20 protein-coding genes and 1 pseudogene are annotated in these 22,546 nt (G+C 41.6%); 6 read left to right on the top strand and 15 right to left on the bottom strand.

What is annotated here, in order from left to right; all coding sequences use genetic code 11:
- Positions 1-15 precede the first annotated feature (15 nt).
- Positions 16-579, top strand: coding sequence for a hypothetical protein (locus tag BM003_RS14905; RefSeq protein WP_093674447.1), 564 nt, complete (start codon positions 16-18; stop codon positions 577-579).
- A gap of 368 nt (positions 580-947) precedes the next feature.
- Here the strand turns inward: BM003_RS14905 and BM003_RS14895 are convergent, their stop codons facing one another.
- The 7 genes from BM003_RS14895 to BM003_RS14865 all read right to left on the bottom strand — a co-directional run bounded on the left by BM003_RS14895 (position 948) and on the right by BM003_RS14865 (position 6,712).
- Positions 948-2,282, bottom strand: a complete 1,335-nt coding sequence (locus tag BM003_RS14895; protein WP_425441057.1) for an amino acid permease — start codon at positions 2,280-2,282, stop codon at positions 948-950.
- Between the two features lie 267 nt (positions 2,283-2,549).
- Complete coding sequence (locus BM003_RS18135) at positions 2,550-3,071, bottom strand: nucleotidyl transferase AbiEii/AbiGii toxin family protein (protein WP_177184818.1); 522 nt, start codon at positions 3,069-3,071, stop codon at positions 2,550-2,552.
- Positions 3,062-3,487, bottom strand: coding sequence for a nucleotidyl transferase AbiEii/AbiGii toxin family protein (locus tag BM003_RS18130; protein ID WP_093674443.1), 426 nt, complete (start codon positions 3,485-3,487; stop codon positions 3,062-3,064). Before BM003_RS18130 ends, BM003_RS18135 begins: the two co-directional genes overlap by 10 nt.
- Positions 3,444-4,109, bottom strand: a complete 666-nt coding sequence (locus BM003_RS14880; protein ID WP_093674442.1) for a helix-turn-helix domain-containing protein — start codon at positions 4,107-4,109, stop codon at positions 3,444-3,446. The genes BM003_RS18130 and BM003_RS14880 overlap by 44 nt, the downstream gene beginning before the upstream one ends.
- 366 nt (positions 4,110-4,475) lie before the next feature.
- Positions 4,476-5,414 carry a tetratricopeptide repeat protein gene (locus BM003_RS14875; RefSeq protein ID WP_093674441.1) on the bottom strand — a complete coding sequence of 313 codons (939 nt, stop codon included), beginning with the start codon at positions 5,412-5,414 and terminating at the stop codon, positions 4,476-4,478.
- Positions 5,415-5,518: 104 nt separating this feature from the next.
- Complete coding sequence (locus BM003_RS14870) at positions 5,519-6,061, bottom strand: hypothetical protein (RefSeq protein WP_093674440.1); 543 nt, start codon at positions 6,059-6,061, stop codon at positions 5,519-5,521.
- A gap of 312 nt (positions 6,062-6,373) precedes the next feature.
- Positions 6,374-6,712, bottom strand: coding sequence for an SdpI family protein (locus BM003_RS14865; protein ID WP_093674439.1), 339 nt, complete (start codon positions 6,710-6,712; stop codon positions 6,374-6,376).
- A 771-nt stretch (positions 6,713-7,483) separates the two neighbouring features.
- Between BM003_RS14865 and BM003_RS18280 the strand changes: the two are divergent.
- The 3 genes and pseudogenes from BM003_RS18280 to BM003_RS14840 all read left to right on the top strand — a co-directional run.
- Positions 7,484-7,641, top strand: a pseudogene (locus BM003_RS18280) (IS256 family transposase); the annotation flags it as partial.
- Positions 7,642-8,435: 794 nt separating this feature from the next.
- Entirely contained in the window at positions 8,436-9,380 is a 945-nt protein-coding gene (locus tag BM003_RS14850) for an SDR family oxidoreductase (protein ID WP_093674437.1), read from the top strand.
- Positions 9,381-9,909: 529 nt separating this feature from the next.
- On the top strand, positions 9,910-11,445 hold the full coding sequence (locus BM003_RS14840; RefSeq protein ID WP_093674435.1) for a multicopper oxidase family protein: 1,536 nt from the start codon (positions 9,910-9,912) through the stop codon (positions 11,443-11,445).
- Between the two features lie 438 nt (positions 11,446-11,883).
- On the opposite strand, the gene BM003_RS14835 is transcribed toward BM003_RS14840, so the two are convergent.
- The 3 genes from BM003_RS14835 to BM003_RS14825 form a co-directional block, all read right to left on the bottom strand.
- The gene (locus BM003_RS14835) at positions 11,884-12,465 is read right to left on the bottom strand and encodes a DUF4256 domain-containing protein (protein WP_093674434.1); all 582 of its coding nucleotides are present in this window, start codon (positions 12,463-12,465) and stop codon (positions 11,884-11,886) included.
- A gap of 560 nt (positions 12,466-13,025) precedes the next feature.
- Positions 13,026-13,832, bottom strand: a complete 807-nt coding sequence (locus BM003_RS14830) for a DUF3800 domain-containing protein (protein ID WP_093674433.1) — start codon at positions 13,830-13,832, stop codon at positions 13,026-13,028.
- 238 nt (positions 13,833-14,070) lie between these two features.
- Positions 14,071-14,568, bottom strand: coding sequence for a helix-turn-helix domain-containing protein (locus BM003_RS14825; protein ID WP_093674432.1), 498 nt, complete (start codon positions 14,566-14,568; stop codon positions 14,071-14,073).
- Between the two features lie 132 nt (positions 14,569-14,700).
- Between BM003_RS14825 and BM003_RS17735 the strand changes: the two genes are divergently transcribed.
- Both BM003_RS17735 and BM003_RS14820 read left to right on the top strand, forming a co-directional pair.
- Complete coding sequence (locus BM003_RS17735) at positions 14,701-14,865, top strand: hypothetical protein (RefSeq protein ID WP_177184817.1); 165 nt, start codon at positions 14,701-14,703, stop codon at positions 14,863-14,865.
- A complete protein-coding gene (locus tag BM003_RS14820; RefSeq protein ID WP_093674431.1) occupies positions 14,862-16,448 on the top strand; it encodes a recombinase family protein in 1,587 nt (528 codons plus the stop codon). The genes BM003_RS17735 and BM003_RS14820 overlap by 4 nt, the downstream gene beginning before the upstream one ends.
- On the opposite strand, the gene rlmD is transcribed toward BM003_RS14820, so the two are convergent.
- From rlmD to gatA, 5 genes are all read right to left on the bottom strand, one after another.
- The gene (gene rlmD, locus BM003_RS14815) at positions 16,351-17,724 is read right to left on the bottom strand and encodes a 23S rRNA (uracil(1939)-C(5))-methyltransferase RlmD (RefSeq protein ID WP_093674429.1); all 1,374 of its coding nucleotides are present in this window, start codon (positions 17,722-17,724) and stop codon (positions 16,351-16,353) included. The two genes, BM003_RS14820 and rlmD, sit on opposite strands and share 98 nt — an antisense overlap.
- Before the next feature lie 319 nt (positions 17,725-18,043).
- A complete protein-coding gene (locus BM003_RS14810; RefSeq protein ID WP_177184816.1) occupies positions 18,044-18,985 on the bottom strand; it encodes a diacylglycerol kinase in 942 nt (313 codons plus the stop codon).
- Positions 18,986-19,277: 292 nt separating this feature from the next.
- Entirely contained in the window at positions 19,278-19,565 is a 288-nt protein-coding gene (locus tag BM003_RS14805; protein ID WP_093674427.1) for a hypothetical protein, read from the bottom strand.
- 70 nt (positions 19,566-19,635) lie between these two features.
- A complete protein-coding gene (gene gatB, locus BM003_RS14800; protein WP_093674425.1) occupies positions 19,636-21,072 on the bottom strand; it encodes an Asp-tRNA(Asn)/Glu-tRNA(Gln) amidotransferase subunit GatB in 1,437 nt (478 codons plus the stop codon).
- Positions 21,069-22,529: an Asp-tRNA(Asn)/Glu-tRNA(Gln) amidotransferase subunit GatA gene (gatA, locus tag BM003_RS14795; protein ID WP_093674423.1), complete on the bottom strand. Its 1,461-nt coding sequence runs from the start codon at positions 22,527-22,529 to the stop codon at positions 21,069-21,071. The genes gatB and gatA overlap by 4 nt, the downstream gene beginning before the upstream one ends.
- Positions 22,530-22,546: the final 17 nt, after the last annotated feature.

The raw sequence follows: 22,546 nt of genomic DNA, 5'->3' as shown, positions 1-22,546 counted from the left end.
AGGTGATTGACCCATATGCGGCCTATCAATCGTCATTATGAAGCAAATAACAGACAACAAGTTTTCTTGAATACCTTTGCCGTGCCCAGCGCTAAAGGAAGGCAGCGTTCGGAGAATTTTAAATGGAGTACAGATACACTTTTCATATTTGTCGATGCATCCGAACTTAATTCCAGTGGCATTTTTGGGCTAGCCTCTTGTTTTGTAGGCCAAGGCGAAGTGATTGTTAAGTCAAGAAAGCATTATGCTCAGCTCTTCAAAAAACAGAATCCCTATGCTGAGTATGCAGCCATTTGGTTTGCAATTCAGACACTATTCGCAGTCATAAAACAAAAGTATCAAAAACCTGAACACGTACTCCTATTCAGCGACTTTGTTCATCCTGAAGACTTAACTATCTCCTCAGTCGAAAAAAATCGTTTGAATCCTATTATTGAGAAAATTATACTCTCAAAAAATACATTTCTCTCATCGTACCCACAAATAGAACTGACTTTTGAACTCATGACAAAGGAAATGAAACACCACAATCCCTATTACCGGGCGGCTCATAATGCCTCAAGAAAAGTGCTGCACTAAGATTAGAGCATTTCAATTAATTCATGTAAAATGTGCCTTATCAGAAGTAGAAATACAATAAGCAATTTCCATGTAAAAACATTATGTTCTCGTGCCTTAGAATAATCCTTCTTCTCTTCAAAGAAAAACAAATCTCCCCAGCCGATATAGCTCCAAGGATTGTCAGGAAAATCATGTACTGACATCTCAGTATCAAAAAAAGGTACCAATCAATGAAAACAGATCCATTGATGGTACCCTTCAGAGTGAAAATGGTATATGTCGTGTGACAAACAGTGCTTCAGCTTCGCAACATCTTCTTCGATCCGCTGTAACATTGCGTGTCATCTTCTGAATCAATCGGATCACTTGTTTGGCGAAGATTACTTTTATTGATTCGATCGTGCTTCATTTTCCGGAGTATTCCGTTTGCCAACTCCGGAAACATAATAGCTAGCGACGACGAGACAAAGGAAAATAATCCCGACAATCAGCGACAGACGTGTATCCGGATTGAACCACATCCCGATTAATACAACGATTAAAAAGACAATCGTCAAATAGTTTGAAAACGGCACAAGCGGCATTCTAAACGGATGTTTCTGCGACTCAGTTTCTTTTATTTTTCTGAACCTGAGATGGCTGATCAAGATGACAAACCAGGGAACCATCCCCGGAAGGACACTCGCACTGTAGACGTACACAAAAATTTTCGGCGGTGCGACAAAGTTCAGCACAACACCGATAGTAAGACCGATGAGCACAGCAATCGTGCCAAAAAGCGGCACTCCGTTCCCGGAGACTTTTTTGAAGCATTTGGGTGCCTGTCCGAATTCACCCAGCGTGTAGAGCATCCGTCCGGCACTGTAAATGCCGCTGTTGCACCCGGACATCGCTGCCGTAATGATGACAAAGTTAATGATCGCGGCTGCAGCGGTAATGCCGATTTTTGCGAACGTAATGACGAACGGGCTGCCTAGTTCATTAAGCTGATTCCACGGATAGACGGTGACAATCACAAAGATCGCGCCAATATAAAAAATAAGGACACGCCAGATGATGCTCTGAATCGCCCGGACAATTGTTTTTTCCGGATGCTTCGCTTCACCGGCAGTGATGCCGATCAGTTCAACCCCCTGGAAAGCTGCAACGACGAGCGACAGCGAAAAGAAAAAGCCTGTCCACCCTTTTGTAAAAAAACCGCCGTTTGCCCAGAGATTCGACAAACCGATCGCTCGTCCTCCATTTCCAAATCCGAAAAAGATCAGTCCGATTCCAGCAATAATCATCAAAATAATCGTAACCACCTTGATCATCGCAAACCAAAATTCAAATTCACCGAACGAACGGACAGAAACCAGGTTCGCCGTACCGAGAATGATCACAACCAGAACACTGGGAATCCAAGCCGGCGTCCCCGGAAACCAGAACTTCATGTAGGTTCCCACGGCGATCACTTCAGACATGCCGACGATAACCCATTGAAACCAGTTGCTCCACGCGGTCAGATAACCAGCGAGCGGATGAATAAACTCGCGTCCGAATGTCGCAAATGATCCGGTGCTCGGCTCAACGTATAACATCTCCCCCATCGCCCGCATAATGAAGAAAATAAACAATCCGCTGATCGCATAAGCAAGCAGCACGGACGGACCCGTCCACTGAATTGTACTCGCTGAGCCCATGAACAAACCAACGCCGATCGTTCCGCCCAGCGCAATCATCTGAATATGGCGCGCACTAAGGCCTCTCTTTAACTTCTCTCTCTTCACCTAACTTCACCTTCTGCTGAATACTTCTTTATTGATTGTGACAACACACAACGAATTCATTTTAACAATGATTCAAGGAAATGTCTCCCTGATGTAGAGATGAGCTTCCCTTTTCAGAATTTCCTGTCTCACCCGTTTGTAGTCCTTTCTACTCTGATCTTACTAAACTTACACATTCAGCATATGGGACAGAATGATTCATTTATTCACTCTCTTCATTCAGTCAATGACTACTGGAACAAGTCCTGACTCAATAATTTTAATGAAAGAATTCTTTACGATCTCATAGCTAATGGGTGAGTCACTTGGAAGAAACAATTGCACATTGCTCGTTCCTTCATAGTCCGCTTTAAAATAATCTTCATTAATTAGTTTTCTGCAAGTCTCAAGCAATTTAAAGTTCTTAACTGCTGAATAAGCATGGTCACTCTTTGAGCGTTCCTCAGCTACCTGTTTAAACAGCGGCCTGATTTTGTCACTGTTGAACCGATTTTTGTACATCTTATAGATCATGTGAAGATCATAAAGATGCCGCGAATTTCTCGTATATTTTCCATCGATAGAGTAATCACAGAGGGCAAATAGTTTATCGATAAACGTGCGTTCAATGCTTTGCACTTGTATACTAAACGCATTTATGTCATATTTTTCGATCAACACATCTTGGCGTTGCTCAATTAAATAGTCGAGAATGTAATTTGTCGCTTGCTTCACATCCGTGGGAAAAGATTTTAGCAGCACATAGGTCTCGACATAGTAACTTTTTGAAGATCTGCTCCTGTTACACTTGGGTAAGCAAATTGGTATCGATTGAAATCCATTCTACTTTTTATCTCGGCTTCATTCTCAAGACTCATGCCGATTTCATTTGCAGAATCAACAATCGCTTGTTTCAACTTGCGTTTTTCTGACCCAGTTGTTTCGATGTCCTGTTGAAAATTAAGATCAATATCTTCCGAAAAACGATGAATCAAGTGGTAACATTTGCTTAAAGATGTACCGCCCTTAAAAACAATTTGTGGATAGTTCGTCTTAATTCGTTCAAGCAGTAAAGATACATAATAATCCTTTTCAACAATGGAGCTTTTGAGCCCGGAATCCTCAGATACGGCGTTAATGACTTCCTCGAAAAGCTCTTTGTTTTGATGCAAGTTCATAAATCAAGTCACTCCTGTATATGGCCAGTTGGTCATGCTCTGAGTAGGCAGACAGATATCTTTTTATTTCTTCCCAGGAAATAGTTAGCCCCTGTAAATAATCGAAGCATTTGCCTATTGATTCTTCAAGTGGTCGTTCGCTGTAATCGTCAAACCTGCTAATCAGATCAAAAATTTGCAGCAATTTATAATTCCGAGCAGTAACCAATAGTTTGGGCTTCATCAAGAAAACGCTGCTTTTGCCATATATAACTTTTCTCGAACTCATTTTTTCCCTGTTGGTAACAATTTCATAGGCTAACGCGTTTTGGGTGGTTAATCCCAGTTCGTTCGCAAACGACAAGCCCGTCACGTACCCTATTCGATGATTCGCTGAGTCAAACAAGTATTTCTTTTTAATAACTGAGTCAAGACTTAATGAAGAACGAAATAACGGTTTTGGGTTCGGACGATAATAAATACCCGCTTTCAAAGCATAACGTGTAATGATCCCACTATCCGCTGCCTTTTTTAAATTTTGACGCAATGTATTTGGATTAATATTCAGTTTATCTCTGAGCTCTTCAGTCAAGATTGGCTCCTCATAGCCAAAATGACACTCCAGATATTTTTGAAAATCCATATCCGTTCACCTCTTCATTACCAGTATAACCGGTTATAACGTTTTTATAAAACAACATTATAATTATGTTACGTAATCCTACACTAATTTTCATCCTCAAATATGGTGAATGAAATTATCTTTTATGTAATCTAAAAGTAACCTAGGATAATCATAAAAAAATTCCCCCACTCAGCTAAAATAAACCCATAGATGATTCACTGGTCTGCTGTGGGGAGATGGGGATAACAATTATTTTGAACCTAAAGCAGGATATTTTATTAAAATACTTCAGAGAGGGGCGATCGCAAAGAGAGATTGCGGGAGAAACAGAAATTGACTCATTTGTTACCAACAATAAGCCACATCCATGTAAAACCAGTATGTTTATCGTTCTTCCTTTAACTCATCTAGCCTCTCTTTTATTGCGTCACTATCCATTTGATCCTTTGCAATGGCTAGACCCTTTTCATATAGATCTTGCGCCTTAGCATAATCTTTCTTTTGTTCAAAGAAAAACAAATCTCCCCAGCCGATATAGCCCCATGGATTGTTCGGAAAATCTTGCACCAACTTCTCAAACTCGGACTCAGCCTTCTCGTATTGGCCTAATTTAGCGTACGATTCCGCAATGGCACGCCGCATATTATGAACGATTAATTCATTTTCTTTGGGAAAATAGTTACAAAAATCACGACAATACTTTATTCTTTTTTCAAAATAAACAGGCTCATCCATACCCGCATTATGAAGTTCTGTTTCCAGATCCTGGCAAAAATTCTTAATAAAAAAACTGCCCTTATAATGCTTGTCCAGATAATCTAAATTTTGGAATTCAGGTTCGATTCTATCCTTTATTCCCTCCCAGACTGTCAACCATGTATCACATGCAGATGTTGAGTCATTTTCATCTACATACTCAAAACCCTTATCAATCAAGTCACCCATTTGTTCCATGGATAATTTTTTCGGTGGAGCCAATCTTTCCCACAAAATCCAGGCCGCCATCCAAGGGAAATCTTCATCTCTACCTCTTGCAGTAACCGTATAGTGATGGAACCAATTCTCCGTAAGATCTTCGGCAGAGTAGAACTTTTCGATATCTTTTAAAAAGGTTTCCTGTTTAAATGGAATACCAAATTTCCGTAACATGAGGATGATTTCATCGGTACTTAATTCGTTCACCTCTTCATAGGTAATAAACCTATTAACGGGATTCCTAACAATTTGTTTTGCCATCAATTGTTTATCTTTGTCCATACAGCATTTTTTGTATTTTTTACCGCTTCCGCAAGGGCATAAATCGTTCCTTCCAATTTTAGGCATGCTTTTTCTCCCCTTATACGATTACTATTACAAATTTAACTTTCATTTTCAAAATATAAAATTTTGTTGTCAGTTAGTATAATTCCCTGTCACTAAAAAGATAATCAAAGCTTTTCTTTTTCGGTTAAAATCGCAAAATTCATTACATCATCCTGCTCTATCAATTGCCCCATTTGATTCTCAATAAAGGTAAAATAACCGGTCGGTCCTAGATGTTTCGTCCAGTGTTTAATGGATTTTTCAATCCTTAACAGGCATTTTATCGGTATCATGAAGTATTTCTTAGTATCGAAAGAATTGGTTTCTTTCATTACTACTTCATGAACTTGTTCATTGGTAAAAGGATCAAACCCCATAAGCAGCCCATGCAATAATGCCTGATTTTCCGAAGTAGCATGACTACTAAAATCATACTCAACTTGTTTAATATATCCATTTACGGTAAGCAATGCCATTCGAATAGCGGTTAATGCTTGTCGACCTGAGCGATTAGATTCTTGACGATGGAGCTTCAGCATGTTGCCTTCCATTACCGAAAGAGGATATGCGTAATACTCTTCATGTCCTTTAGGAATCGTTCCGAAATCTTTCGCCATTCGAGTTGAAACTCTGTCTAATTTATAAGTGTCTACCATGATCTTCTTCATAAATTCTCCAAACTCCTTTACCTATCTAATTGATTTTCACTTCAATCTATTTTCTTTTCTCTTCTATGTACACCCATAATAAGCTTTTGCGAAATCACCCGCCTTCACCCTGCATTCCACCGTTCGAGTTAAAGTAACGTTTTTCAACCGAACACCCGTTTAGGATTTTTTGATTTAATAATAGCCATTTCTTTGCCTGTTTTCACCTGTTTATCACCGTTTTTTCGAAGTTAAACCAAAAATGTTGCACGATAGAAACAAGGGAAAACCGAAATAGGACAAGAGGTGGGCATGATACCTATATTTCCACAATCATTTTCTACTTCCGTCTTTGTTAAAGATCTTTCTTAGATGTACTTCTCCAGCAAATATAATTGCTGCTACTACTGCCAGAATTAAAAGCATAGGTATTATTGATTTATTCAATTTAGGCCAAATAACCTGAATAATACCTCCAATCAGTGCTAAAACAACTCCTCCTACTATAAATGTATTACTGCCGTACCTTTGGGCTTCTGCCCATGTATCCTTATTCTGCATAGCTAACCTTGAACGCCAACCATATATACTATTGATATTCTTTGGGGGAAACAGTTTAAATACCACCCCACCTAATAACGCAAAAATCAACCCAATCTCTATTAATGTCACTTGAATGCTCCTTTATCATCAATCTGTCACATGTTGCTTCACAACTTCTCCTAGGGCATCTTCCTATTGTTGTTGTGAAAAAGTTGGAGTGGTATGAATAATGATGCGTATGTATAAAATCGTCCCACGATTTGATAACTTTATCTTCATCACACAAATCAACTATTTCTATTTCTTCAAACTTCCTGTCTTCCACCGCACCCCATGCTTTTTTCAACATTGCAATAGCTTCTACATCACTTTTTGGTGCGCTATATCCAAAAATAGTAACCATTTTGGTTTATAGGTTTGTGATGCTTTTTCAAAAGTCTTTGCAATATACCAACGCATACAGCTTTCCACTGCGGTGTTTTGTGTTTCATTTGTTACATTCAATGCGATGCTTAATTTCTCGGACACATCTGCATCCACTGTAAAGGTCACGCTCTGGTTCGCTGTTTACTCTATAAAAAATTATATCAGTGATTTGTATTTTGTGAATATTAATAATCTAATTTATACTGACTCATCGCAATAAATATGAAGACACCCTGTATTTCAACAAGGTGTCAGATCCTAATAATATTTAGTTATTCAGTTCAATTTTCAACATCTATACTAATGCCTGACTTGAATTCCACCTCAATTTTGTCATCATGCACTGTAACTGTCCGCAGTAAACAATACTCGATCAAGTGCTGACGTTAACACAGCTCAGACCCTGCTTCACTCTTTTTTGACGGTTACCAGGAGAAAGTCCCACGGATCACAGAGTTTGTCGAGGCGTCATAATATGATGATGTCACCGCAGTGCTTTCCCTGCCCGAACCCTATCGCCGCCGTTTGCGGACAACCAATGGCATGGAACGCCTCGTGAAAAGGTGATTCGTAACTTTCCAAATCAGGATTTGGTCCTCCGTCCGATGGGGGCCATACTCATGGAGCAGAATTAAAAAGTGGCTGAGCAGCCGCCGTTCGCCAGATAATAGAAGTAATCAACAAAACTTCTTTCCTTTACGACTTAAGACGGGAGTTATAAAACGATGGCTGAAACCTACGCTATGAACTACATCGGGAATGAATTCCCGATGTAGTTCATAACTCGCACTCTTTATTGCCGTAATTTATCTAGTGATATCCTTAATCAAAAATTCAAATCAACATTCGAACATCAGCGATCATGCCGAATCGATTTTAAAAGAACGATTTGCCCGAGGCGAAATCATGGAAGATGAGTACAAAAAAATGAAAAAGATTTTACATGATTGATAATGAGATACTCTAAATATATGTTGAGGAAGAAAAGTTGCATGACTTTTCCTCCTCATTTTTTGTTTGCCTATATTTACCGATTCAGGAATTTTGGGGAGTTCTTCAGCCCCTACTTAAACTACTGATGTATCTTTTTAGAGTATGGGATAGGTTTGTACGTAACGAGGATTAGTATAATAGGGTGGTCTGGGTCCTATTAACGGCATTGGCCACGTGTGAGGGTTGTCATCATAGAGCATCTCTACTTTTTCATCTGAAAAATTCACGAGTAATAATTGGACTTCAGGACTATATTGAAACAAGCGAATAACCTCCTCTTAAATTTCTTAATACACCTTATTCAGCAACTTCCTATAAAGAGCCAGTACTTCTTTCATCAAGCTTTAAACAATTGTGGATTGGAACATGCACTGGGTACGCCCATCTAACATAATGTAAAAAAGTCATTTCTATTCATGTAAGGAGGATTCCAATGGAGCAGGATGAGCAAAAAAATCAGAAGGGAATCACCGATGGAAATTATCCAATGTATCCAAATTACGGGGTCATAACCCGCTATGAGGACATTCCGATTAATGTCCCTGAACAACGTCAACTTCGACAGCCTGGTTTTGAAAGACTGATGATCCCCCGGCCTATTATTGAAAATCCAGAGTATAGGGGAAGCGGGAAATTAACAGGGAAAGTTGCCCTCATCACAGGTGGGGACAGCGGGATCGGAGCAGCTGTAGCGATTGCGTTTGCTAAAGAAGGCGCAGATGTTGCTATTTCCTACTTTGATGAACATGAAGATGCAATCAGAACAAAAACACGGATCGAACAACTCGGCCAGCGCTGCATTTTATTGCCAGGTGATGTCCGAGACAAAAATCAATGTATTTCCATCGTGGAACAAACGATCCAATCATTCGGACGATTGGATATTCTAGTGAACCACGTGGGTATCCAGTTCCAGCAGCCAAGTTTACTCGATATTACTGACGAGCAATTCGATGACACCCTTAAAGTTAATATCTATTCTCATTTTTACACAACTCGAGCGGCGCTTCTCTATTTGAAACCAGGCAGCTCAATTATTAATACATCTTCGGTTACGGCTTTTAAAGGACCTTCACAATTGATTGATTACACATCAACGAAGGCAGCGAATATTGGCTTTACTCGTGCTTTGGCCAATAATCTTATAGGTAAGGGAATTCGGGTCAATGCTGTAGCACCAGGATCAACCTGGACTCCGCTCCAGCCGTCAACCTATTCTGCAGATCAGGTCGCTCTATTAGGTTCCGGTAATCCGATGCGGAGAATGGCCCAACCATTTGAGCTTGCGCCAGCGTACGTTTTTCTTGCCTCTGACGATTCCAGATTTGTTACTGGCCAAACCATTCACGTTAATGGTGGCGAGCTGACCTCATCATAAGATACGATTCAACCAGAAATTCCATTAAATAAGTTAATCATTTAGGGTACAACGGTAAGCGTCAAATAATCCCCACCTGTAACCAGATGGGGATTCGTTATATGATTTATTTAGCAGATGAGGGGACGCGACAATCTTCCGGGATGGTTGTTGACCGGAGAAGTTGTTCCATCAGATCCGTGGATGAAAAAGTCAAGACAGATACTTGAAGGTTCAATCCGTTTTCTTTCGCTGTCTCCACAACACTGTAGATAACCGCACTGGCCTGTGCAGAAGGGGTGCGGGATTTGACGCTTACCTGTGCTGAAAGCAAACAACTTTTTACCACTTTTTTTACTATATTTGTCGTGAACAACATAAACATTCTATAGAAGAAAATTATTTCTATAGAAGGTTGCCATGGATCAAAAGGATCAAAGTCACCCATTTAAACGATTTTAAAACGACTTTTATTCAGTCGTCCTCACGATGATTAAACATTTGATACCCATGACTTGCTTTTTGCAGTCTGTTATTAAGGAGATGAATGATGATTCTCTCTAAATTTGTAGACGAACTACCCATCCCACCTATTTTAAAACCTCGATGGAAAGATCAGTTCTATACTTATTACGAAGTAACTATGACTGAATTCCGTCAATCACTTCATCGTCAGTTAAATGACTCAACTGTTTGGGGGTACGAAGATGGCTATCCAGGGCCTACAATTGAAGTCGAACGTGGAGAAAAAGTGTTGATTAAATGGATGAACAATCTTCCTGATAAGCACCTTTTTCCAATCGATTATACGGTTCATGGTGCCCATCGGGACGTGCCTGATGTAAGAACAGTCGTGCACGTACACGGTGCTTGCGTTGAATGGGAAAGCGATGGCTACCCAGAGGCTTGGTTTACAAAGGGCTTCAAACACGTGGGCCCATATTTTAGAAAGCAAATATATCGATATGATAATTGCAATCATGCCTGCACGTTATGGTATCATGACCATACGCTCGGTATTACGCGGCTAAATATTTATGCAGGTTTAGCAGGATTCTATCTTATCAGAGAAAATCGGGAACGTTCATTGAATTTACCGAGTGGGAACTATGAGATTCCTCTTATGATACAAGATCGGACATTTAATAAGGATGGTTCGCTTTACTACCCGAAGCAACCAGAAAAACCGATTCCTGAATTAGAAACGTCGATTACTCCTGAATTTATTGGGGATACGATTCTAGTAAATGGTAAAGTATGGCCTTATTTAAAAGTGGAACCACGTAAATACCGCTTTAGGCTTTTAAACGCATCCAACACGCGTTTCTATAGGATTAAGCTTGATTCTGGACAACTTATGTATCAAATTGCGACTGATGGAGGGTTGTTGGACTATCCAATTGGTATCAAGGAAATCATGTTAGCCCCTGCAGAAAGGGCAGACGTGATCATTGATTTTACCAATTTAGAAGGGAAGAATATTATCATGACAAATGATGCCCCCGCTCCTTTTCCAAGGGGTGACAAACCGGATCCATCTACGGTTGGGCAAGTGATGCAATTTAGAGTAACTCTTCCTTTATCAAGTGTTGACACGAGTACAATTCCAGCTAATATAATACCTGTTCCAAAAATAAAAGAACAGTCAGTTTCGAGGATAAGATACCTAACATTAAATGATACTATGGATCAGTACGGTCGTGAATGGATGCTATTGGATCATAAACCATGGGCAGCACCCATATCAGAAAATCCAAAATTAGGGGCAACCGAGATATGGTACCTCATCAACGTAACTGGTAATTCACACCCAATTCATCTTCACTTAATTGATTTTCAAATACTTGACCGAAGAAATTTCGATGTTGATACGTTTAACAAGGAGAAGGTTATCGACTATACAGGTCCGGCAATGCCGCCGGAACCACAAGAACGAGGATGGAAAGATACCGTTCGAGCTAATCCGAAGCAAGTTACTCGAATCATCATGCAGTTCGGACCATTTACCGGGTTATATATATGGCACTGTCATATCTTGGAGCACGAGGATTATGAGATGATGAGACCTTATCGTATTATCCGATAATAATCGGTGACCTGTCAAAATTAACTTGAAACACCGGGATGGTACTTAATGTTATCCTAATTATTCACAATTTAACTTACCAATATTTTAAAAATATGATCTGGGGTTCAAGCTCCTAACTTTGCTAAAAGTCTTCAGAAAGTTGGTTGAAGGCAAAATCAAGGCAGGGCAAGTGATAGTAGAGAAAGGACCCCGAAATCGGAAAATTTTTTTCACGAAATCAGAGTCGGAATCGGAAATGTTTATTTTGATTCAGAAGTTTATTTTTTAGTTATACATTTACCGATGAAGTTGCACCATGCACTCGACATGCGAAATCACATAACTCTTATACAAATTAACAAAAGAATTTTGATAATCCAACCTTTTGGCGATATCTATCCCCATGAGGTATAAGCCGCCAGCGTCCTTTCACCTGGCTGCGTTTCAAACCAAAATTCAGACCCTTAACGAGCCCCGGAAACCCCTGGCAGCATAGTAGCTCTCTGCTCCATTGTGGTACACAAAGACAGTGTCGTAGCGACGATCACAAAAGATGGCCCCACCGAGTTTTCTAATATTAGAAGGTGTTTTCACCCAGCTCGATGTTTTATTGTCGAAATTTCCAAGTTTCTGCAGCTCCCGGTATTGTTCTTCCGTTAATATCTCAATACCCATGTCAGCAGCCATATCTAAAGCGTTGTTTTCTGGTTTGTGTGCTTTCCTTGATTCCAGTGCCTCACGGTCGTAAAAAAAACTTCTGCGACCTTTAGGGCTTTCCACTGAACAATCATAAAAAATGTATTCATCTGTCTTTATATCGTGACCAACAACATCCGGTTCACCGCCGGTTATTTCCATTTCATTGAGGGACCACAGTTTTTCAGTATTAGTTTCTAGCTTTGCTTGTACTTTAATCCATTCAAGTCCTTTATGACGATTCATGTTTTTCTCAAAACGGGCTTTCAATACACCGAGTATTTCTTCACGTTGTTCTGGTGACAACTTCCTTTTTTCATTATCCACTCCAGAGCTCCTCATTTCCTGTTGTTTAATTACAAATTCCTTTGTAGCAGTGCGACTATCTCAACATGGCTCGAGGGGACAGAATGATATTTCACTATTGCTTTTAGTGGTTAAATGATCAAAGAAAATTGTAAGATTTGATCATTTCATTCCTTGTCCATATTTCTTCGGTACGTTAATTTTATAGAGTTCCGCCCAACAGAAGAAGTTCTCCATTCCATCTTTTGTTGATCTTTAATTGTTGGTAATTCAATAGGCTATGTTACTGATTTTTAATCCTGATAGCCTATTATTACAAATAAATTATTCACTGGAGAAGCTTCTGTAATCCTCAATAGTGGCATGAACTACCTGGATTGATTTTCTCTTAGGATTGAACTGGTGAATCATCTTATTATCCTGACTTTCCCGGAATTTTATAACAATTTGTCCGAAAGTCCACATTAAGTATAGTTTCTTTGCTTAATGTCCCATTCTTTATAGTTGGTCTGTTCTGGCCAGTCTCTGAACTAAACCTGAAAACTTCAATGGTTCGGACCGATCCGTATGGTCGTCCCCCCTGCAGTTGATTCATATCAGTAGGTTTGTCGAATTAAAAACGCGTGAATATAATCCAGAAAATCTATCTGTGTCAATCTGGGATTGCCTCGCCATTCAAAATATTTTAATCCACTTAGTGTTTGAATTAATTTAGTATTTTTGAGTAATTCGGTGGTCAGAGATACTTTAGCCTGCTTAATCTTACTGCTCATTTCGGTAATTTGAGGATTTATAATTATGGTTCTGATTATCCCTAATAGCACATCAATCAGTTCCAAACCAATTTCACTATTTTTGGGCAACATTTCACAATCCTGTGCGTAAAATTTTTCTCCTCTGTACAACGATTGACTGTTAAGAGTTGAGATTAATGTCTCATCCAATTTTAATTTTTCATATTCCGTTGATTTATCGATAAAAATGTTAGCAACAATATGAGTCTCACTGCCGTAACCTCTAATTAGACCATAAATTAATCGTTCGGGAAATTTTGAATAAATTGCTATGTCCCTGTCTTGTTTTGTAAAGGATTGCTGGTCCTTTAGGAATCCATAATGATAATTAATGACATTAAACTTTATGTACTCTTCATATTGAATAAAAAGGTCAATTAACTCAACAATCTTTTCCTTAACGAATGAATTGCCATTGTAATTCTTCCAATGTATTTTAAACTGGTTAGCTCTCAAGGACTCGTTCATGCATTGTATTTCTTTTTGCTCATAGATTTTTTTAGGAATTGAAAGTGACCCTAAGAGATTAGGACGATCACTTTCCTTGCCGGATTCATCAAAAAACACATGTATTTCTTGAGTATGAAACGTATTGAACAAGTGACTCATACCTAAGCACCAATCCTTTCCCCTTGAAATTTAACACGAAACATGTTAAATTAATAATAACATATGGATAGTTAGAATCGTTCTTGCGTATAATATGAATTGCTCTCATTCAATTTGAGTGCGAGCGTTTTTGAAAAAGCAACTCATTCAACATGAATGCGTTGCTTTTTTGTTTTTATTTTAAGCCACTATTTACCTACTTCAAAAATATTTGCGTATTTATTCGACAAATGACTGGCTATAGGAATTCAATGTGAGCGTACTCCTCCATCAGATCATGAACATTATCAAGGTCATACTCCTGATTTTCAATACAAGCGATAATAACTTTATCCCCATCATCAGAGTCATTCAGCAAAAAACCCCTTGTTTTTAACAACCTTGCTGTTTCTTCCAGAGATAGTTCAAGTGCCAAAGCTATTTGAAACAACTTAGATTTTGAGGGATTAATACGTCGATTGAAAATATTACTTATGTATCCCTTCGTTAAATACGACCTCATTGCAAGTTGCTGCTGGGTCATTTCCTTAGCAGCTAAATGTTCGTTTAACATTTCAATCAACGTTTTTTGTTTTTTATTTTGTCTGCTGAATGAGGTTTCAAAATTACTTAGCCTAGAACGGCTAAGTGTATGACCAAAAAAAGGAGAGGGCTCTTCCCCTTTTAGACGTTCATAAAGTGTTTGGAGCTTTTCCTTAAAGTCTACTGTTCTCAAATAGATATTAATCTTACCCATGAAGTTCTCCTCGCAAAAGTATAGATATTATATACCACTTCTGGTACAAAATGTTATTGACTATAGTCAATGGATAACATTCGACGTATCGAATGTCAACATAAAATTGACAACCGGGAGGACTACCCCTCTATGACTATAGAAAGAATTTTCGATAACAGAGCCAACATTGCTGTGGAAGATTTATTGGGTGCAATCGTTGAGGATAAAATTGACACGCTTGTGAACGCGGCCTATTGTAAAGATAAGGTGAATTCCACTGACTCTTCTAACCGAGAAGGGGAAGTGGTGGCTTGACAAAACGATGTGCCGTTTATGTACGCGTATCAACTGATAAGGAGGAACAAAAAAAGTCACTAATAAACCAAAGAGAAATCTTCGAAAACTACATTGCGAATCGTGGTTGGGATCTTTTCAAAATCTATTCAGATGTGCAAAGTGGTACAAAGGCTACGAAGAGACCAGGTTTTCAGCAAATGTTGCGAGATGCGAAGAGTCATAAGTTTGACATTATCCTCGCAAAAGAATTATCCCGTCTTGCCCGAAATGGAGAATTATCTTATAGGGTCTTAAATAGTCTTCAAGAAAACAGTGGGATTGACATAATCACACTCGACGGAGCAATCAACTCATTAGAAAATCAGACTTCTATGTTTGGTTTATACGCGTGGGTTTATGAGAACGAATCACAAACGATGAGTCGGCGGATAAAATACTCATTTGAAGTAAAAGCACGGAATGGCGAGTTCAACGGATCAATCCCACCATATGGCTATACAATTGTTGATAAACAGTTAGTTTTGCGAAACGATTTTACTGTTGAAGTTGTACAGCGGATCTTCAAATGTTATATCGCAGGTCAAGGATTTGACCATATAGCGAGGCAATTGCTGAAAGAGAAGATTCCCACCTCATCTCAGGTAGCCCATAAAAAAAATGCGAGCTCCATTTGGCATGGATCAACCATTAAAGGTATTCTTTCCAATGAACATTATATCGGAAATCTTGTCCAACAACGTGAAACATCCATCAGTGTAACTTCTACGAAACGGAAAAAGAATGTCCCTGATAACGTGATTAGAGTGGAAGGAACACATGAAGCGATCATATCGAAGCAAAACTTCGATTTGGTTCAACAGCTTTTAGTTCAAAGATCCAGAGAGCATGCTCACTCGAAATATCACCTTTTTACGAGCATAGCGTTTTGTTCAGATTGTGGACGAGGCATGCATTATAAAAAAAACAGAAAAGGCTATGTGTGCGGTAGTTTCGATAAACACGGTCATACGCTTTGTTCCGATCATATTATTCGCGAATCTGATCTTGTTGACGTTATAACCAGCGATATCAAGGGTCTCTATACCCGCATCTCATCAAAGAAATTTCGAGACATTCTAGATAAACGTCTTCAGGCATCTGAATCAAAGCGTTTAAAACAAATTCAGCAATTAAAGAATAAAATTGAAACCTTATCAAAGGAAAAAAACGAAGCTCTTCGGTTGAAGATTCGAAGCGAAATTACTGATGAAGCTTACCAAGATCTTGTTGATGAGAACAACACAAATATTTCTCGTTTCATTGCAACCAAAGAAGAGTTAGAAAACGGTTCTACTAATCAAGTTAACGAACAACAATTAAACGAGTTGTTTAGAGAAATTGAGCATTTCATTAAACATCCAACTCTGAACGAAGAAATGCTTCACAGGTTAATCAAAAAAATAGAAATAAAAAAAGATGGTAGTCCGAGAATTTATTACCGATTCTCGGATCCCCATCTATCTTTTATATTTTTTCAAGCGACACACAACATTCAACGTGCATCGTCTGTGGGAACATATCGACTGGCTGCACCTTTTTCACTTGATACCCGCCTGCGGTGAGCAGCTTGAGGTCGCGGGCGAGTGTGGCTGGATTACAGGAAACATAGACAATCCGCTCCGGCTGCATGGCGAGCATCGTATCAAGAAGCGAGGCGTCGCAACCTTTGCGCGGTGGATCGACAACAATGACGTCAGGATCGATCCCTTGATCACGCCATGTTGGAATCACATCTTCCGACTTGCCGACCTCGAACGTGGCATTTGTGATTTTGTTGAGTTCGGCATTTTTCCGTGCATCCTCGATCGCTTCGGGTACGATCTCGACGCCATAGACATGTTTTGCTTCCTTGGCAAGAAACAGGGAAATCGTACCGATGCCGCAGTAGGCGTCAATCACGGTTTCTTTTCCGGTCAGTTCGGCGTACTCTAGTGCTTTGCCGTAGAGCACTTCGGTTTGGGTCGGGTTGACCTGGAAGAAGGAGCGCGCTGAGATGGCGAATGTGACATCGCCGATTTGATCATAGATGACATCGCGCCCCCAGAGTGTTTTGGTTGCGTCACCAAAAATCGCGTTGGTGCGCTTCGTATTAATATTTTGGGCAATCGATTTGATTTGCGGATAGTGTTCGGTCAGTCCTTTGATCAATGTCTTGCGGTGCGGCAGTTCATCGCCGCGCGTCACAAAAACAACCATGACCTCGCCGGTTTTCTTGCCGACACGGGCCATGACATGGCGCAGGACGCCGCGGTGCTTGGTTTCGTCATAGGGCATGATCTTGTTTTCTTCGGCGATATGTCTTGCAGTCTGTACGATTTCATCAATGAGCGGATCTGTGATCATGCAATGATCCATGGTGACGATCTCGTGGCTGCGTTTCTTGTAAAAACCAAAGGCGAACTTTCCATTTTGCTGGGCGACCGGAACCTGTATCTTGTTGCGATAACTCCATGGCTCGTCCATACCGAGAGTTGGTTCGACGGTGATGTCGGTCAAACCACCGATCCGCTCCAATGCGTTCTGGACGATCTCTCGCTTGTAGGCGAGCTGACCCTCTGCGCTAATATGTTGAATCGCGCAACCGCCACATTGTGGATAATACGGACATGGTGGTTCGGCACGACGGTCACTGGTCTCGGTCAGTTCAAGCAAACGGCCGTAACCGTAGCCTTTTTTCGTTTTGGTCACTTGAATTTTTGCTTTTTCTCCAGGCAATCCGCCGGGGATAAAGAGTGTATAGCCATCAACCTTAGCAACGCCGGCGCCGTCCTGGGTTAAGTCGGTGAACGTCACCTCAAGTTGTTGATTTTTCGCTACTGGTACATTGGATTCTGACATTTTTCGAACTCCTAATGGTCATATGGTTAGCCTGCATGCGCTGAATATGGGTGTTGCAGAATTTATCGGTCTGTTTCAACATTTTATCGGTCTGTTTTGGAAGAATATCGGTCTGTTCCGCGAATTTATCGGTCCGTTTCGTAGATTTATCGGTCTCTTTTTGCGTTTTATCGGTCCATTCCGGAAAATCTGCATGTCCTGCAGGTTCATCTCTTTATAAGATAGCGGTAAACACAGGGTAAAACAAGTGCTTCTCACCTCATACGAAATGCCATGAACCTCAAAAAGTTCATGGCACATTTTTGGTCTGAATGTCGCTTTATGATTGAAGCTGCTTGACATCCTGCTCGGACGCAAGGAGGTGCGCATCCTCGGTTTCTTTCGGCACCATAAGATGAAGATGGTGATAGAGATTGACGATCTCGCCAGGCAGATCGCCACCGTATTCGCCGTCAATATTGAGCTGCATTTTTTCTTCAGCTTCGATTTTGATCCGGCTCGCCTGTGCGTAGATGACTTTCGGATCTTTCATATGCTCACCGCGTGTCGCCATGGTTGCAAGGCGAATAAATTCGGCAAGATTTGCCGCCTTCAGAATAATTAGATCAAACAGGCCGTCATTCATCTTGGCATCCGGCGCTAATTTTTCAAATCCGCCGACCGAATTGCTGTTGGAGACGAGGAAAAGCATGATGTCGCCCTCAAAGGTGCGGTCGTCATAATCAATTTTGACTTTGATCGGCCGTATTGATGGGAGCATTTCGATGCCCTTAATAAAATAGGCTAATTGACCGATCATCGTTTTCAGTTTGCTTGGTACGTCGTAGGTCAGCTCCGTCAGCTTACCGCCGCCGGCAATGTTCACGAAATAACGGTCGTTGACTTTTCCAATATCAATGGGCATCTCATGACCGTCGCACAGCACATTGCAGGCTTTGACGATGTCACGCGGTATACCGATAGCCCGGGCAAAATCGTTGGTTGTACCTAAAGGCAAGATTCCGAGCTTCGGGCGGTAGTCCATCTCAGCAAGTCCGCTAATTACTTCATTAATGGTGCCGTCGCCGCCTGCCGCAACAACGAGATCGAATTTCCGTTTGACCGCTTTGCGTGCAGCCTTGGTTGCGTCCCCTTCCCTTTTGGTCGCATAGGCGGACGCTTCGTATCCCGCATCTTCAAGCCGGTCAAGGATATAGGCTATATTTTTTTTCGCAAGCTCCCGTCCTGACGTAGGATTATAAATGATTCTAGCCTTCTTCATGATTATCACCCAATCAATCTCTGTATAAAGATATTCGTGTGTTGCAACACAAAAGGAGCCTACTCATGTCGGCTCAATTCTTATGCCGTATGAATTATTTCACTAGACTAATCTACGATCATTCTCAATCCATTGTTTCCGATTCAGATGATCACTAATCATTATTATCTGATTCAATATATTTGGATGCGTTTACTTTAATGGATTGAGCAGGTGCTCTGAAATACCTAACTTCCTTATTTTATTATATTGTAAACGATTTTTAAAATCAAAATCGATCCTGTGAAAAAATTCATGCATAACCCAGACACATAGATAAAATTGGAAGGCATTTGCGGTGGCAAATGCTTTCCAATTTTATAAGCACACTGACTTTATCGAGCGTTTTTGCGGATTTATCGAGTGGTTTGAAAAATTTATCGAGCGTTTCATAAAGTTTATCGAGCGCTTCTGCAAGTTTATCGAGCGTTTTGAAAAATAGATCGTTCAGTCCGGTTCGTGCGGTCGCTGGGTGACTATCATTTTGGTCATCGGGATCAGTAATCCGGTCCATCCGCACTCGGAACTTGATCTCCGGCATAAATTTTCTCTGCAACCGAAAAAAGCGGGATTCCCATATAATCAGGGAATCCCGCCTTCATCACTTTTAATTACAGCTTATTCACTTCATCAAGAATGATCTTGTTGACCATTTTCGGATTGGCTTTGCCATGCGTCTGTTTCATGACTTGGCCGACAAGGAATCCGAGCGCGCGGTCTTTGCCGTTCTTGTAGTCGATCATGGATTGCTTGTTCGCTTCGAGAATCGGCGCCAGCATATCGCGCAACGCGCCTTCATCGGAGATCTGAACAAGGCCCTTGGCTTTAACAATTTCTTCCGGATCGCCGCCTTTTTCGATCAGGTCTTTGAAGACCTTTTTGGCGATCTTGCTGGAAATCGTACCTTTTTCAATCAGTTTAACCAACTTGGCCAAGTCTTTTGCTTTCATCGGCACTTGGTCAATAGTCATGTACTTGCTGTTCAGGTATGCAGACACGTCGCCCATCAGCCAGTTGGAGACAAGCTTGGCATCGGCACCTTCAGCAACAGCAGCTTGGAAGAAGTCAGACATCGTTTTCGTCTGAGTGAGCACCATCGCGTCGTATTCCGGAAGGCCGAGTTCTTCAACGTAGCGCTTCTGGCGTGCGTCCGGTAATTCCGGAATTTCAGCCTGAATGCGGTCGATCCATTCCTGGTCGATCTTCAGCTTGATAATATCCGGTTCCGGGAAGTAGCGGTAATCGTCGGAGCCTTCTTTTCCACGCATCACCGTCGTCGTCTTGGTTGCGTCATTGTAACGGCGTGTTTCCTGAACAACCTCGCCGCCTGAAAGAAGTACGCGTTCCTGGCGTCTTTCTTCATAGGCGAGTCCTTTTTCAACAAACGTGAATGAGTTTAGGTTCTTCAGTTCCGTCTTAGTGCCAAATGTTGTCTGTCCGTATGGACGAATCGAGATGTTGGCATCGCAGCGAAGCGAGCCTTCCTCCATCTTCACATCGGACACATCAATATATTGCATGATCGCTTTCAGTTTTTCCAAATACGCGTACGCTTCTTTAGGGTCGCGCATATCCGCTTCGGAAACAATTTCGATCAGCGGCGTGCCGACTCGGTTGAAGTCGACAAGTGAACCGGAACCGTCTTCCAAGTGGTTCAGCTTTCCGGCGTCTTCTTCAAGGTGAAGACGGTGCACGCCGATCCGTTTCTTTTCACCGTCGATTTCGATTTCGATGTACCCGTTGCGGCCGATCGGCTGATCAAACTGAGAAATCTGGTATGCTTTCGGATTATCCGGATAGAAGTAGTTTTTCCGGTCGAACTTCGTCTCGCGGGAAATCTCGCAATTTAGAGCAAGAGCGGCTTTAATTGCATAATCGACCGCTTCATGATTCAGAATAGGAAGCACGCCGGGATGTCCGAGACAAATGGGACATGTATTTGTGTTGGGTTCTGAGCCGAACTGGTTTGCGCAGCCGCAGAACGCTTTCGTCTTCGTTTTCAATTCAACATGGACTTCAAGCCCGATGACTGTTTCAAAATTACTCATTTGCTCATCGCCCCTTTGGCAGGCGTTAATGTGAATCCGGCCGTTTGTTCATAAGCATGCGCGGCGCGATACAGCGTCTCTTCGCCGAACGGTCGGCCGATCATCTGCAGACCGACCGGCAGTCCATTCGCGAGTCCGCATGGCAGACTGATTGCCGGAATGCCGGCAAGGTTAACCGGAATGGTCAGAAGGTCGTTCGCGTACATCGTCAACGGATCATCGATGTTTTCGCCGATCTTGAAGGCAGTCGTTGGCGTCGTTGGTCCGACAATGATGTCATGATCCTTGAACACCTTTTCGAAGTCTTGCTTGATCAACGTACGCACTTGCTGCGCTTTTTTATAATAAGCATCGTAGTAACCAGAGCTCAAGGCGAAGGTGCCAAGCATAATCCGGCGCTTCACTTCGTCGCCGAATCCTTCGCTTCTTGATTTCTTGTACATCTCGATCAAATCATTTGTTTCTGCGCGAACGCCATAGCGCACCCCGTCAAAACGAGCGAGATTGGCTGATGCTTCAGATGAAGCAATAATATAGTAAGCAGGAACGGCATATTTAGAATGAGGGAGCGATACTTCGTCAACAACGGCACCTAACGATTCGAGCTGCTTGATCGCAGCGCGGATGTTTGCCTTTACGGATTCATCAATGCCCTCACCCAGATATTCTTTTGGAACAGCTACTCGGAGACCTTTGATGTCACCGGTGAGCGCCGCCGCATAATGCGGTACGGCGACATCGGCGCTCGTTGAATCATGGCGGTCAAGGCCGGCGATGGTTTCAAGCAGATAGGCATTGTCTTCGACGGTCCGAGTAATCGGTCCGGCCTGGTCCAAGGATGAGGCAAACGCTACGAGACCGTAACGTGACACACGGCCATAGGTTGGTTTCATGCCGACTACGCCGCAAAAAGCGGACGGCTGCCGGATCGAACCCCCGGTGTCTGTTCCTAATGCGAACAGCACTTCGCCTGCTGCAACGGCTGCTGCAGAGCCGCCGCTGGATCCGCCCGGAACACGCTGCAGATCCCATGGATTTTTTGTTTTCGCAAAAAATGATGTTTCGGTTGAGGAACCCATGGCGAACTCGTCCATGTTTAATTTTCCAATGGTAATTGCCTTTTGAGCGTTTACTTTCTCAACTACGGTAGCATTATAGAGTGGGTCGTAGTTTTCAAGAATATGGCTGGAACATGTGGTTTTCAGTCCCTTTGTCACCATGTTGTCTTTAAGTCCGATCGGCATGCCTGAAAGAATTTCGTTATCTGCCGTTCCGTTCTCATCAAGAGCCTTCGCTTCGCTGCGGGCAGCCTCTTCATTCAATGTCAGAAACGCCTGCACATCCCCATCGACTTCATGAATACGCGTAAACGCTTCGTCGACAAGATCGGATGCCTTGATTTCTTTGTTATGTAACTTTTGAGATAAAGACACAAGGCCTTCTTCAAAAAGTGGCATCACTGTTATCCTCCTTC

Origin of the sequence: Sporolactobacillus nakayamae (assembly GCF_900113325.1) — a bacterium.
Lineage (GTDB): Bacteria > Bacillota > Bacilli > Bacillales > Sporolactobacillaceae > Sporolactobacillus > Sporolactobacillus nakayamae.
The sequence above is the reverse complement of the archived record's forward strand: the minus strand, read 5'-3'. Positions and strand labels throughout refer to the sequence as shown.

Bases quoted from the DNA above. Each gene is read 5' to 3' on its own strand.
- BM003_RS14905 (WP_093674447.1), top strand. From the start codon at position 16: ATGCGGCCTATCAATCGTCATTATGAAGCAAATAACAGACAACAAGTT.
- BM003_RS14895 (WP_425441057.1), bottom strand. From the start codon at position 2,282: ATGATTGCGCTGGGCGGAACGATCGGCGTTGGTTTGTTCATGGGCTCA.
- BM003_RS18130 (WP_093674443.1), bottom strand. From the start codon at position 3,487: ATGAACTTGCATCAAAACAAAGAGCTTTTCGAGGAAGTCATTAACGCC.
- BM003_RS14880 (WP_093674442.1), bottom strand. From the start codon at position 4,109: ATGGATTTTCAAAAATATCTGGAGTGTCATTTTGGCTATGAGGAGCCA.
- BM003_RS14875 (WP_093674441.1), bottom strand. From the start codon at position 5,414: ATGCCTAAAATTGGAAGGAACGATTTATGCCCTTGCGGAAGCGGTAAA.
- BM003_RS14870 (WP_093674440.1), bottom strand. From the start codon at position 6,061: ATGAAGAAGATCATGGTAGACACTTATAAATTAGACAGAGTTTCAACT.
- BM003_RS14850 (WP_093674437.1), top strand. From the start codon at position 8,436: ATGGAGCAGGATGAGCAAAAAAATCAGAAGGGAATCACCGATGGAAAT.
- BM003_RS14840 (WP_093674435.1), top strand. From the start codon at position 9,910: ATGATTCTCTCTAAATTTGTAGACGAACTACCCATCCCACCTATTTTA.
- BM003_RS14835 (WP_093674434.1), bottom strand. From the start codon at position 12,465: ATGAGGAGCTCTGGAGTGGATAATGAAAAAAGGAAGTTGTCACCAGAA.
- BM003_RS14830 (WP_093674433.1), bottom strand. From the start codon at position 13,832: ATGAGTCACTTGTTCAATACGTTTCATACTCAAGAAATACATGTGTTT.
- BM003_RS14825 (WP_093674432.1), bottom strand. From the start codon at position 14,568: ATGGGTAAGATTAATATCTATTTGAGAACAGTAGACTTTAAGGAAAAG.
- BM003_RS17735 (WP_177184817.1), top strand. From the start codon at position 14,701: ATGACTATAGAAAGAATTTTCGATAACAGAGCCAACATTGCTGTGGAA.
- rlmD (WP_093674429.1), bottom strand. From the start codon at position 17,724: ATGTCAGAATCCAATGTACCAGTAGCGAAAAATCAACAACTTGAGGTG.
- BM003_RS14810 (WP_177184816.1), bottom strand. From the start codon at position 18,985: ATGAAGAAGGCTAGAATCATTTATAATCCTACGTCAGGACGGGAGCTT.
- BM003_RS14805 (WP_093674427.1), bottom strand. From the start codon at position 19,565: ATGCCGGAGATCAAGTTCCGAGTGCGGATGGACCGGATTACTGATCCC.
- gatB (WP_093674425.1), bottom strand. From the start codon at position 21,072: ATGAGTAATTTTGAAACAGTCATCGGGCTTGAAGTCCATGTTGAATTG.
- gatA (WP_093674423.1), bottom strand. From the start codon at position 22,529: ATGCCACTTTTTGAAGAAGGCCTTGTGTCTTTATCTCAAAAGTTACAT.